This is a genomic window from Serratia ficaria (assembly GCF_900187015.1).
Lineage (GTDB): Bacteria > Pseudomonadota > Gammaproteobacteria > Enterobacterales > Enterobacteriaceae > Serratia > Serratia ficaria.
Window position 1 is genome coordinate 3,732,266 of the sequence record NZ_LT906479.1, and the last position, 12,334, is coordinate 3,744,599.

At 61.1% G+C, this 12,334-nt stretch carries 12 protein-coding genes; 4 read left to right on the forward strand and 8 right to left on the reverse strand.

The genetic code is table 11. The features are described 5' to 3' along the window. Positions 1-8: 8 nt before the first annotated feature. Positions 9-308, reverse strand: a complete 300-nt coding sequence (locus tag CKW09_RS17615; RefSeq protein ID WP_061795715.1) for a hypothetical protein — start codon at positions 306-308, stop codon at positions 9-11. Between the two features lie 469 nt (positions 309-777). Here CKW09_RS17615 and CKW09_RS17620 point away from each other — a divergent pair, with 469 nt between their 5' ends. Then, positions 778-1,929: a porin gene (locus tag CKW09_RS17620; RefSeq protein WP_095098597.1), complete on the forward strand. Its 1,152-nt coding sequence runs from the start codon at positions 778-780 to the stop codon at positions 1,927-1,929. A 57-nt stretch (positions 1,930-1,986) separates the two neighbouring features. Here CKW09_RS17620 and mltB read toward each other — a convergent pair whose 3' ends face one another. Next, entirely contained in the window at positions 1,987-3,078 is a 1,092-nt protein-coding gene (gene mltB / locus CKW09_RS17625) for a lytic murein transglycosylase B (RefSeq protein WP_061795713.1), read from the reverse strand. Between the two features lie 275 nt (positions 3,079-3,353). Here mltB and CKW09_RS17630 point away from each other — a divergent pair, with 275 nt between their 5' ends. After that, a complete protein-coding gene (locus tag CKW09_RS17630) occupies positions 3,354-3,812 on the forward strand; it encodes a hypothetical protein (protein WP_309545508.1) in 459 nt (152 codons plus the stop codon). Here the strand turns inward: CKW09_RS17630 and pgaD are convergent. The 5 genes from pgaD to CKW09_RS24905 are packed head-to-tail and all read right to left on the reverse strand — an operon-like array spanning position 3,809 to position 10,061. Continuing rightward, the gene (gene pgaD, locus CKW09_RS17635; protein WP_061795712.1) at positions 3,809-4,249 is read right to left on the reverse strand and encodes a poly-beta-1,6-N-acetyl-D-glucosamine biosynthesis protein PgaD; all 441 of its coding nucleotides are present in this window, start codon (positions 4,247-4,249) and stop codon (positions 3,809-3,811) included. The two genes, CKW09_RS17630 and pgaD, sit on opposite strands and share 4 nt — an antisense overlap. After that, positions 4,246-5,580 carry a poly-beta-1,6-N-acetyl-D-glucosamine synthase gene (pgaC, locus tag CKW09_RS17640; RefSeq protein ID WP_061795711.1) on the reverse strand — a complete coding sequence of 445 codons (1,335 nt, stop codon included), beginning with the start codon at positions 5,578-5,580 and terminating at the stop codon, positions 4,246-4,248. The genes pgaD and pgaC overlap by 4 nt, the downstream gene beginning before the upstream one ends. Further along, positions 5,577-7,583: a poly-beta-1,6-N-acetyl-D-glucosamine N-deacetylase PgaB gene (gene pgaB / locus CKW09_RS17645; protein WP_095098600.1), complete on the reverse strand. Its 2,007-nt coding sequence runs from the start codon at positions 7,581-7,583 to the stop codon at positions 5,577-5,579. Before pgaB ends, pgaC begins: the two co-directional genes overlap by 4 nt. A 10-nt stretch (positions 7,584-7,593) precedes the next feature. Further along, on the reverse strand, positions 7,594-9,033 hold the full coding sequence (gene pgaA / locus CKW09_RS24900) for a poly-beta-1,6 N-acetyl-D-glucosamine export porin PgaA (protein ID WP_331712618.1): 1,440 nt from the start codon (positions 9,031-9,033) through the stop codon (positions 7,594-7,596). Beyond that, on the reverse strand, positions 8,991-10,061 hold the full coding sequence (locus CKW09_RS24905; RefSeq protein WP_231922080.1) for a hypothetical protein: 1,071 nt from the start codon (positions 10,059-10,061) through the stop codon (positions 8,991-8,993). Before CKW09_RS24905 ends, pgaA begins: the two co-directional genes overlap by 43 nt. Before the next feature lie 569 nt (positions 10,062-10,630). Between CKW09_RS24905 and CKW09_RS17655 the strand changes: the two genes are divergently transcribed. Further along, the gene (locus CKW09_RS17655) at positions 10,631-11,071 is read left to right on the forward strand and encodes a type II toxin-antitoxin system HicB family antitoxin (RefSeq protein WP_061795708.1); all 441 of its coding nucleotides are present in this window, start codon (positions 10,631-10,633) and stop codon (positions 11,069-11,071) included. A 556-nt stretch (positions 11,072-11,627) separates the two neighbouring features. Continuing rightward, positions 11,628-11,702 (forward strand): membrane protein YpdK, encoded by a 75-nt coding sequence (gene ypdK, locus CKW09_RS24600; RefSeq protein WP_115939819.1) that lies wholly within the window; start codon positions 11,628-11,630, stop codon positions 11,700-11,702. A 69-nt stretch (positions 11,703-11,771) separates the two neighbouring features. On the opposite strand, the gene CKW09_RS17660 is transcribed toward ypdK, so the two are convergent. Next, positions 11,772-12,296 (reverse strand): cytochrome b, encoded by a 525-nt coding sequence (locus CKW09_RS17660; RefSeq protein WP_061795707.1) that lies wholly within the window; start codon positions 12,294-12,296, stop codon positions 11,772-11,774. Positions 12,297-12,334: the final 38 nt, after the last annotated feature.

The following is a 12,334-nucleotide window of genomic DNA, read 5'->3' on the forward strand; positions in this document are numbered from 1 at the left end:
CGACAGGATTACCCTGCCTTGGGGGTATAAGAAAACTCAAGCGCGCAGCTGTATAACCGTCCGGCCTTTGAATAATAAATATGCTTGCGGTTATTATCCCAGACCACAGCATAGTTATTAGCAAAGCTGATGACCTCAACCGGCATTTGATTGGCCAAGCGCATGCGCTTAGTGCTCTTTACCACGGTAAACTCGCCGTTATCACTGAGCGTTATCAACGGATGGCCCCAGGCATATTTGGATATTTGCAGGCCGAGGGTGAATTGGCTTTCGCAGATTATTTGGTAGGTGTGAATATCAACATCCATAGTTTATATTTTTGCTGCAACCCTCTTGTTGAAATAAAATAAAAAATAGCGGAAATGAGAAAAATCCGACAACCAACTTACCTCCAGGCATTATTAAACCACTGCATTAACCTTTGGGAATAAAACTCCCTGCGGGGTGATGAAATTACACGGCATACGAGATCCCCTGACAAGTGAAAAATATAATGCTTGGCGTTAGATGAATTCATCCGAGTCTTGCCGCCCCGTTGCCGCAGTCATAGCGCCGCAGAGTCAGCGCCCGATGCTGCCCGCGCCCGCCGCGGGCGATTAAAAACAAAACTAATAATTAGCAAGAAAAGTAACTTTTTGTGTCGCCGATTGTGTTACACATGCCTTCCGCTTTAAAAACATCAAAAAAACCACTGAACCGCACAAAAACTCGGCTTTTTGCGCGGAAGATCGGCATGGCGGCGCCGATGACAGTGGCAACCGATAACAGGGATAACACATGCCGATTAAATTGCGCGCATTAACTCAGGCAGTGGCAGTGGGACTGGTGGTCGGCAGCGCTTCGTTCGCCGCCCAGGCGGAGATCACCCTGCTGAAGCAGGATCCGCAGGCCGGCGACCCGCTCAGCCGGCTTAACTTTACCGTCGGCGGCAGCATTCGGCCGCAGTTCAATAACATGACCGGCGACGGCGACAAAGGCTCTTACAAACGCAACGGCTTTGACGGCGGCACCCGCTTCCGCTTCGCGGCGGACTACTACCTGTTCGACGGCATCAGCTGGATCGGCTACTACGAGCTGGGGGTGAACATTCCCGCGCTGTTCGACTGGGACCACCACTATGCCGACGGCGCCAACAACACCAGCCGCCGCATGCTGTACACCGGCCTGAAAAGCAAAACCTGGGGTCAGCTGACCTTTGGCCAGCAAAACAGCATTTACTACGACGTGGTCGGGGCCAAAACCGATATCTGGGACTACGACATGCTGGCGCAGGCGCCGGGCAACGGCATCAACGGCGACTACGACGGCTCCTACCGTTCACGCAAAATGCTGAAATACAAAAACAGCTTCGGCGATGCGGACCTCTACGCTTCCTACCTGTTCAGCGATGACGAATACCTGCCGGGCAACGGCCTGCGTTACAAGCGCAAGGGCGGCGGTTCGCTGGGGGTGGATTATCACCTGACGCCGGATCTGACCTGGGGCACCGCCTGGAACTACACCCGCGCCGAAATGCGCAATCCGTCGACCAGCGGCGCCAAGAGCTACGATCAAAACATCGTCGGTACCGCCATCAGCTGGAAACCGGATAACTGGACGCTGACCTTCGGCGGCGGCTGGTACAACAACTTCCTCACCACCAAGAAAGCCGACGTCGACAACTACTTCGCCGGCGACGCCTGGGGCATCGAATATCTGGCCGGCTACACCGTGCCGGTGGGCCAGTATGCGGTGAAATCCGTGATGCCGTACTTTATGGGCGACCGCCTGGAGTACGTCAGCGGCCGCGACTATCAGCGCATCGATAACGGCCTCGGCGTGACCTTTCAGTTCGACTACGGTTTCCGCGTCGATCTGGAGCACGTGCTGACGTCCAGCACCGACAACCTCGGCGATATGACGCTGGTGCGCCTGCGTTACGATTTCTGAGGATAGAAGACGTAAAAAAGGCCGCTTGAGCGGCCTTTTTCATTGCGCGGTTCGGCATCAGAACCCGCCGCGCGCCGAGCGCCCCACCGTCTCGCCCAGCTGCCACACCGCCATCGCATAATGGGTGCTGTGGTTATAGCGGGTAATGGTGTAGAAGTTCGGCAGACCGTACCAGTACTGGTAACCGGTGCCGACATCCAGACGCAGCAGGCTCGCTTCCTGATTGTCGCCCAGCGAGCTCTGCGGGCTGAGGCCGGCCGCCGCCAAAGAGGCGATCGAGTAACGGGTCTTGAAGCCGTGCTCCAGCCCCGGCGCCTGCCCGTTGGCCTGCACCGCCACCGGCTCGTCCTTGACCCAGCCATGAGCCTTGAAGTAGTTGGCGACGCTGCCGATGGCGTCCACCGGATCCCACAGGTTGATATGGCCGTCGCCGTTGAAGTCAACCGCGTAGCTCTTGAAGGAAGAAGGCATGAACTGGCCGTAGCCCATGGCGCCGGCAAAGGAGCCGCGCAGCTCCAGCGGATCGTCCCCTTCGGCGCGCGACATCAGCAGGAAGGTCTCCAGCTCGCCGGCGAAGTAGTCGGCGCGGCGCGGGTAATCGAAGGCCAAGGTCGCCAGGGCGTCGATAATGCGGGTTTTGCCCATCACGCGGCCCCAGCGGGTCTCGACGCCGATAATGCCGACGACGATCTCAGGCGGCACGCCGTATACCTGCCAGGCGCGCTGCAACGCGTCCTGATATTGGTTCCAGAACGCCACGCCGTTTTGCACGTTATCCGGCGTGATGAACTTGTTGCGGTAGCGCAGCCAGGATCCGTTCGGCCCTGACGGCGGCTGGGTGGTCGGCGTCGGCGCCTGACGATCCATCAGCCGCAACACCGAGTCCAGCCGCCTGGCCTGCGCCAGCACGTCGTGCAGCTGCTGGCGATCAAAACCGTGCTCCTGCACCATTTTATCGATAAAACGGGCGGCGTTCGGGTTATAGGCGAAATCCCCGCCCAGCGGCGCGCCGTTGCTGTGAGCAGGCGTCAGCAAAAAGCCGCCCTTCACCGTGGTGCTCTGGGGCGCGGCCGTGGCGCTGGGTTCAGGCGTACTGCTGCAGGCGGCAAGCAGGGTGATCAGGGGTAAAAGAGCAACCAGGTGACGCATCGGATATCCATATGACCATGCAAAAAATTGAGTAGGGTTATGTTAATGCATTGTTCAACGCGAACAAACAGGATTATGGCGTCAATTTACGCTCAGAGGCATCAAACGTGCTGAATTGTGAGGCGAAGCACGGAAGCGCAAGGTCACTTGATGTATAGCCGAAAACATCAACCGCCATTAAATGAGAAAGGTTATCACCTTGACCCTGGAGCCTGCGGCTTTAAAATGCCGATTGTTTTCGGACCGCCGCCGGCATTTCCGCCGTTCGCGCTGCAATGGACTGTATTTTGGACTCTCTCGGGCACATCGCCAAAAGCGTGTTCACACGCCGCATTACGCGCAGAAACTATGTTTTCTCGACGATCGTTTTCGCCGCCGGCATCGCGCTGTTGTCGCTGCTGTCGCCCTATCTGGACAAAAACCATTTCTGCAACCATGCGCACGGCGATAGCGCCAAATTCCACGCGGTCTTGCTGTATCTGTTGTGCGTCATGGCCTGGTCGCTGTGCTGGCTCGGCCTGATCGTTCGATTTGTCGCCCACACCGCCTTCCGGCTCAACGACGTCGCGCTTCCCGGCTGGCCGCTGGCGCTGTACCTCTGCGGCGTCATCAACAACTACTGCCCCGGCGCGATGCCGCGCTGGCTGCCGCTCATCAGCCTGATTGGCGTACTGTGCGCCCTGCTGCTGCCGCCCCGCCTCCTCGCCCGCCGGGCGAAAGGCGGCGCGGATTAACGCAGCGACACTACCTTGTTGTCCGCCATCTCCGGCGGGGTCGCCCGGGCGCTGACCTGGCTGATGCCGCCGCCGTGGTTATGGAAGACCACCGCGATCGGCAGGCGTTTCAGCTGCCCGGTCAGTTCGGGCGTAATGTAGCCGATACGGGTATTTTGCTGCTGCGCCCGCCAGCGGCCGGCCGCTCTGCGGCGCGAGAAATATTGGTTGTACTTGGCCCAGCCGATCAGGCTGACGGCGTTAAACAGCGCCACGACGATGTACAGCGAAATCACCTGCAGCAGCGACAGCGCGGAATGCGCCCCGTGCTGCTCCATCACCGACATCAGGCCGCGGCTGAACAGGTAAATGAACCCGCACCAGGCGAACAGCGTCAACGCCCCGTCAATCAGGCGCGGCAGCAGGCCGCGTTCAGAATAAATCAGTATATCCGTCACTCTTTCATCCTCCCTATGCCCCGGTCGGGGCTGATCCAGCGCGCGCGTCCGCGCCGGGCTTTCAACATCACTTTGGAAAAGGCCACCAGCGTGGTCAGCAGGCTGAGCAGCCAATACACCAGCGGATACCAGATGATCCAAAACAGCGAGCGGCCGAAGTGTTTCTCGTAGCGGCGCTCCAGCATCAGGCTGACGGTGAACTGCAGCAGGCACACCACCCCCAGCACCAGGCCGGTGAACGCCGGCGTCAGCAGGGAATGAATGCGGATCCCCTCCGGCAGCGGCACCGCCAGCCCGACCAGGAAAATCAGCACGCTGACCAGATACGTGAACGCCCACAGCGTGGACAGGCAATATTCGGCGAACAGCAGCCACATATGGCGATGCTCCCAGGCCCACAGATTGCGCAGGTTCTTCAGGAACACTTCCGCACCGCCCTGCGCCCAGCGCAGGCGCTGTTTCCACAGACCGCGCAGGGTTTCCGGCATCAGGATCCAGCACAGCGCCCGCGGCTCGAAGAAGATGGCCCAGTGCTTCAGCTGCAGCTTCCAGCTGATGTCGATGTCCTCGGTGATCATGTCCTGGCTCCAGTAGCCAACGTCGGTAAGCGCCTGCTTGCGAAACGACGCCACCACCCCGGAGATGGTGAACAGCCGGCCGTAAACGCGCTGCGTACGCTTGATCAAACCGATAATCGAAGAAAACTCGCCGACCTGAATGCGCCCGATCAGCGTAGAACGCGTGCGAATGCGCGGGTTGCCGGTCACCGCGCCGACGTGCGGGTTAGCCAGCAGCGGCGCCACCAGATAAGCCGCCGCATCCCGATCCAGCAGCGCGTCGCCGTCGATGCACACCAGATATTCGCTGCGCGCCGCCGCCGCCCCGGCCTGCAGGGCTATCGCCTTGCCCTGGTTCTGCGCCAGATGGATCACCCGCAGGCGGGGGAACTCCAGCGTCAGCTGGTCCAGCACCTCGGCGGTGTCATCGCTCGAGCCGTCGTTGATGGCGATCACTTCAATATTCTGGTAGCGCTGGGCCAACGCCGCCGAGATGGTCTCGCGCGCATTCAGCCCCTCGTTGAAGCAGGGGATCAGAATGCTGACCGACGGGTTGCCCGGCAGCGCCGGCGGCGGCATATCGGCGTTCCAGCGCCAGTGCCGCTCGCGATGCAGCCAGAAATAAATGCCGCCGGTGATCCAGATGCCGGACATAAACAGCGGCCAGAAAAACACGAAGTTAAGCAGCATCTCGCCGGTAAACAGCAGCACGATGCCGAAAGGCACGCTCAACACCACGCACAGGATGAATAAGGCAATTAAACGATCGGTCATGGCAGCGGGAACCAGGCTGAGGACAACACCGGGCGTACGGCATCCAGCTTCGGCCGATCGTCGAGGAAATTGTCAGGGTAATAACCGAAGCTCTGCGCGCCATTGCGCTGCAGGCGACGCATCCATTCGGCCAGCTGTCGGCCGTCGTCCAGGCTGTTCTGGCGGCCACGGCGCCAGTCGACGGCCTGCAGTTCAAACACCGTTTTGTCGAGCGCGCCGGGGTAAGCCGCTACGCCGCCGACCAACCGATCCAGCCAGCGCGCGCTCTCGTCCTGCGGCACGTTCTCCATCAGCGGCATCGCCATCGGTGCGACCCAATCGTAGGCCTGCAGGAAGTCCGTCAGATTCTGGGCAAACCAGGCTTCGCTGGCGGGATCGAGGATCGGCATCGCATAAATGTTGCGCGCCGTTTGCACCTGCGGGCCGCGGATTGCCCGCACCCGTTCGGCCAGCGTTTGGGTAAAGTCGATCAGCGCCCGGCTTTTGAAGCGCGTCCAGCGGGCCAGCATCTGCGGATCCTGGCGTATCGCCTGCACCGAATCGGCGAAGCCGGCGGCGCGATAAGCGGCCAGCGCGTCGGGGCCGGCGTCCTCGAAGTCGGACAGCAGCGCGTCATCGTGGAACAGGATCCCTTTGAAAGTGGCGTGCGCGGCCAGATCCTCGTAGATCTGCGCAATGCGCTGGCGCGCCACCGGGTTGAACGGCGACAGCCGGCGATACTGTTTGCCGTCGACGGACAGCGCGCCGCTTTGCGGATCGATGCGCTGTACCCGCGGCACCTCCGGCCCCAGTTCAAACGCCAGCACCGGCATCCAGGCATACACCGATACGCCGGCGCGTGAAGACAGCTGCCAGGACACGCGGTTGAACAGATCGGCCTTCATCGGCAGCCAGCGGTTGGGAAAGTAAAGCTCGCGCACGTTGCCGTCGCCCTTCGGATCGGCGAACGCCTGCAGGAACACGGTGTTGATGCGCAGATCGTAAATGCGCTGGATCAGCTTATCGAGATTTTTGGCCTGCTGCTGCGGATCCGGATCGTAGAGGTAATCCAGATCGACATGCGCTACCCGCATGATCTGCCGATTCTGGATCTGAGTCACCTGCTGGGCGAAGCTGGCCAGCGACGGGTTGCCGGCAATCAGCAGACGCGGCACGTTATCGGGGCGGTTGACGTCGCCCAGGCCGTTTTCCAGCGTCAGCGCCAGGCGATAACCGCGCTGGCGGACGATATCCAGCGCCACGCCGCCGGCCGCGCCGTAAGGCCATACCCACACCCGCGGTGCCTTGCCGGTGGCGGCGGTGATGCGCCGGGTAATCAGTTCGACGTCCTTGCCGATGCGCCGGCGGTACTCCGCCTCGCTTTCGTACCGCCCGGCTTTGCCGTCATAGAGGCGGTTGGCCACCGCCGGTTCGGTGTTGCCCTGCGGATTGGCGATGCCGCCGTAATGCGAAGCGTAGGTATGCGCGCCGATTTCCACCAGCCCGGACGCCGACACTTCGCGCACCTGTTGCCAGGTGAGGAAACGATCGCGCGGCGTCATCAGGCCGCCGAAGTCGACCGGCTTGTCGGCCGGGGCATCCAGCCAGACGCCCACCGGCGCCAGCACCGCCGGCCAGTTGTAGGCCTTCAGCAAGGGGAAAACCCGGTGATAAAAGCTGCTGTAGCCGTCGTCGAAAGTTAACAGCACCGCCTTGTCCGGCAGCGCCGGGCCGCCGTTTTGCGCGCGCAGGATCTGATCGACCGACACCGGCCGGTAGCCGTTCTGCTTCAGCCAGGCGAACTGTTCGTTCAACGCGCTGGTGCGCACCGCCATATAACGCTGGTCCGCCGCGCCGTCTTCCACGTCGTGATAGGCCAGCACCGCGTAGCCATTGGCCGGCCAGGGCCGGTCGGCGGCGGCGACGGGGCGCTCCGCCGGCGGCGTGAAGCGCGGCACATCCGCCTGGCTGCAGGCGTTGGTCAGCAGCGCTGCCAGCATTAAAAGCGAGGATCGAAAAAGCATGGTTATTCCTTTAAAAACGATAATTCAGATCAAAAGTCACACTGATGTTTCGTTCGCGTTTGCCGTCGTAGGGATGCTTCTCAAACTGCAGCATGGCGCCGGCGTCCAGCACCCCGCCCCAGCTGACGCGCTGACCGTACCCCAGCTGGGTGATCGGCTTGCGCGCATAGCCCTGCTGCCAATAGCCGCCTGCGCCGGCCTGGATCTGCTGGCTCCACTCGGTCTGATAATGGCGGTACAGGCTGTGATCCAGCGTCAGCGAAGGCAGCAGCGTGAAATCGCGCTGCGGGTTGTAGTAGGGAGTGTTTTCCCGGCTGTTGCGGCTGCCGGCCAGCGTCAGGTTCATATCCAGCCGATAGCGGGCGCCGGACAGCAGGCGCTGGCGCCCCTCCACCCCATATTCCAGGCGGTTGTTGCCGTCGCTGAAGCGCGAAGGCGCCACGCTGGCGCGCAGCTCGCGGCTTTCATTCTGCTGCCAGCGCAGCCACAGGTTGCCGCCGTTGGCGCTGATGCCGTTCGCCATCGCCCGCAGCGGAGTGTCGGCCGACAGCCGCGCGGCGGAGCCGCCGATGCGCCACTGGTCGTTGAAGTCATGCCAGGAGGAAAGCCGCAGGCCGAGCTGATTGCCGTGGCCGAAATTGCGGTTGGCGACCTCCATCTCCGCCCAGTTGCCGCGTGAGCGCCACTCGGCCCCGGCGCCGAGATCGCGGTTGATGCCCTTGCCTTCTTCGAACTGGCCGGTGCTGAAACCCCAGCCGGTGAACAGCCGCCAGTTCTCGTCAATCGGCGGCGAATAGAGCGCGGCGTGCATGCCGAAGTCATGGCTGCCGCTGATCGGGCCGTCGGAATCGATGCCCTGATTGCCGCTGATGCGCAGCTCGGACAGGTGATGAATGCGGCGCTGGCGCTCAAGCTGCTGCGCAGCGGCGCTTTCCGGTGCGCGCCGCATCGCGTCGTCGGCCAGCATATCCAGCTGCCGCCACTCCTGCAGCTCCTGGGCCGCGTAGCCCTGCTGGATCTCCAGCGGCAGACTGCGCGGCTCCAGCCCCTCCGCCTGTTTCAATTCCTCTTCCGCACGGCGCGGCCAGCCGCGCGCCAGATAGACGCCGGCCAGCGAAATGCGCAGCCCCTGATTGCCCGGCGCGGTGCGCGCCAGATGGGTCAGCTGCCGCTCGGCGTCGGCCAGATCGCGCTGATACACCCGCGACTGCGCCAGCAGCGTCTGCCCGGCCAGCCAGTCGTCGTTGTAGGCCAGGGTCGGCAGTTGGTACAAACGGGTCGCGTAGGGATACTGCCGGCTGACGCGCTGCGCCAGCGCCGCGGCGCTGTCGATGCGTTCATCTTCCGCCTGCGCGTAGAACAGGTCGGTGGCGTCATCGGCGGTAACGGCCTGCGGGGCCGCCTCGTTCACGCGGCTGAAAATGGCCTGCGCCTTGTCCGGCCGCTGCAGGTAAAGATAGGCGGACGCGGCCCAGCGCTGCGCTGCGCGTAATCAGGCACCGCCCGCCCTTCCGCCAGCAAGGCTTCATAGCCGCTGACCACCTCCGCCATGCGATAACGCGCCAACAGCGCGCCCAGCCGATCGATGCGCGCCTGCTGATAATTGGCCTGCGCTTCCGGCAGCGGGCGCCACTGCGCCAGCAGCAGGTCGTAGCGCGCCAGCGCGCGGTCGGCGACGACGAAGCGCTGCCGTTCGCCGCGGGCGTCGGTAAACGACAGGCGCACCAGCTCGGCGGCCTCGTCCGCCTGCAGCCGCCGCAGTTGCTCGGGCGGCAACGACAGCCTGACGCCCTCACGCAGGGCGGGCTCGGCCACCCGGTTGGCGGCCAGCAGGGTAACGTAGTATGCGCGGATGCCGGCGTCCGACGGCGCCAGCGACCGGGCGCGGCTGGCATGCTCCAACGCCGCCCAGGTACGGCCCCCCGCTTGGTCCACGTAGGCGCGCGTCAAGTGCCAGGCGGCCGGATCGAGGCTGGACGCCAGCTTGGCCACTTCCGTCTGCGCCTGCGCATCCTGGCCGGCGTCGGCCAGCGTCATCGCATAGCCGCGCCGCAGCCCGCCGTCGGCCGGGGCCTGCCGCAACGCCGCACGCCACAGGCGCAGCGAAGGCTGCCACTGCTTCTGGTTGCGATAAGCGCGGGCGACCGCCGCCAGACTGACGGCATCCGGCGGCAGCCCGGCGCCCCCCGCCTGCCACAGGCCGATCACCTCGTCATCGCGCCCGGCCCAGCCGGCCACCTGAATGAAGTCGGCCCGCTGCTGCGGGTTCAGGCCGGCAGCGGCGCGCCGCTGCGCCAGATACGCCAATACCGGTCCGGTATTTCCCGCCCGCGCCTGACGAATCAATGCGTCGTAGTGTTCATCCGCCACGGCGCCGAGCGGCAGGCTCAAACCAACGAATAACAATGACGCGGACGCGGCATGTTTAATGGGGCGGCGCTCACCCGGTCGGCGCAAGCGGGGGTTAACTTTAGACACGAAGTATTCCTTTAATCCTGATACTGCTTCCCTGCCGTAATAACGAGGATGCAAGCGGGCGCCCGACAAATCGGTGCGATCCGTCGGTTAATAGCCATGGCGTAATGAATATTCTTAAGTAATATTCTCAAGCAAAAGAAAACGCTATCTCTTAAACAGACTATTTATAAACATGATCAATAACACCCGAATTAAAGTGATATCTGCTGAAACCCTGAATTTCACATGAGTTAAAAAGTGAAATTTAAAACAACAAAATAAACAATATCAATGAGTTGATTACTTTTTATTGATAATATTCCGAACGATATCGGCAAAGTGAAATCGTATGAAAATATCGAGTGATATTTGATTTTGATTATCATTCCCACAGAGGAAATAAAAAAACGCAACAAACAGAATAACAACCGGTCATTTCCATGCCGGGGATTAAGAATATTGCCAACGATAAAAAAATGGGGCGAATCTATAATCCTCCGTTTTGAAAATAAAATCGATATGCCCGCGCTGGCTATCTGCAGGCCAAGCGGTCACAATACCGCATCATTCACCCCCCCTCAGGAATCACCATGCCTTGCCATTACCCCGCTCACTACGCCTTTGACCACGACAGCGACGCCTGGCAGATTGGCTTTCGCGATTTTCCTGAACAGCGGGCGGCCTGCTATAAGCGCGAAGACGTCGAGCTGGAGGCGCAGGAAAGCCTGCTGAACGCCATCGCCGCCGCCATGGACGAAGGGCTGGCGATCCCCGCCCCCTCTCCGCTGCAGGCGGAAGAGCTGGCGATCCACCTGCCGGTGTTGGTGGCGCTAAAGCGCGAGCTGCATAACATTATGCTGGCCAAAACCGTCGCCAAAGCGGATTTGGCGCGCAGGCTGGGCTTTAACGGCGCCCAAATGGATCGCTTGCTGGACGTCGGCTACGCCTCGAAGGTCGAAGCGCTGGAGCAGGCGCTGTACCTGTTGGGCTACGAGGTGCGGGCCGCAGTGGCGGAAATTCCTCAGCGGTAGGAAAAATATTCTCTGCGGGGGCTAAATTTTCTTCATTTTTCGCCGATGTGTGGATTACCCAATCACCAAAAGCAACCATGAAGGCTAAAAATGAAGTGGAGTCGCCGTAATATCTGGACCGTTATTCTGCTGTCTTGCCTCGTCTTCTGGGCCATCCTGCTGACCGGCCTCAACGCCGTCGCCTGATCCCGTTTCACAACATCACAGCAAACATAACGATAAAGCCCGCCGCCGCGGGCTGCCCCGGCGGCGCGCCGTGCGCCGGGGTAAATAAAAATCGTTTAAAAACAGCGACAGGTGATTAAAAAAACGCCAAAAAATGTGATCAAAAACACAGTATTGAAATCACTCTGGCATTGAGAGTACATTAGCGCCGATCCTGTCGCGGTTCAGATTTTACCTCACGGACTGTGAAGCGCGACAAGCGGACAACTTGTGGTCGAGGACGTTGTTCTTTCTGCTTGAAGAACCCGCCGGCTAACCCAGGTTGCCCATAAAATACTCAGCACAACAATCGGGATCATTGCTGGCGAGGACTCCACACGGGAGTTGTTCAGTGAAATATTTTTTGATGGGCGTTTCATTCATGCTGGTTGCGTGGATTGGCACCTTCATGCTGATGGTTGCCTGACCTCAGCCTGACCGGGAACACAGACAAGGGGACGCAAACGCGTCCCCTTGTTGTTTCTGGCCGCCGGGGCTATTTACCCGGCATCATGCGCCGCAGGGTGTCGTCCTTGCGCAAAAAGTGATGATACAGCGCCGCCAGCGCATGCCCGCCAATGAGAAAGTAGCCGACGTTGGCCAGGGTTTCGTGCGCGGTTTTGATCAGCCGGCGCATCACCGGGTCCGGCGTCACCCATTGCGGCACCGGCCAGCCCAGCAATACCCAATGTTTCCCGCCATAGGCCAGCGTCAGCGCCCCCAGCGCCGGCAGCGTCAGGAACAGCACGTACAGCAGCCAGTGAAAAACCCTGGCGCCGAGCTCCTGCCACTCTTCCAAACCCGGCGTGACGGGCGGCGCAGCCTTGACGTGGCGCAGCCCCAGCCGAATGAGCATCAGCACAAAGACCGCAACGCCGAAATTGAAGTGCAGGTTTTTCACCGCCGGCACCGCATCGTCCGGAAATTGATCCCTCAGCAGCATTGCCGCATAGGTGAGGATCACCATCAGCAGCGTCAGCCAGTGCAAAGCAATTTGCGATCTCGCGTAGCGGTTGCGCATCGACTCTTCCCGATAAATAAAAAAAGAGTAGTCGAGCA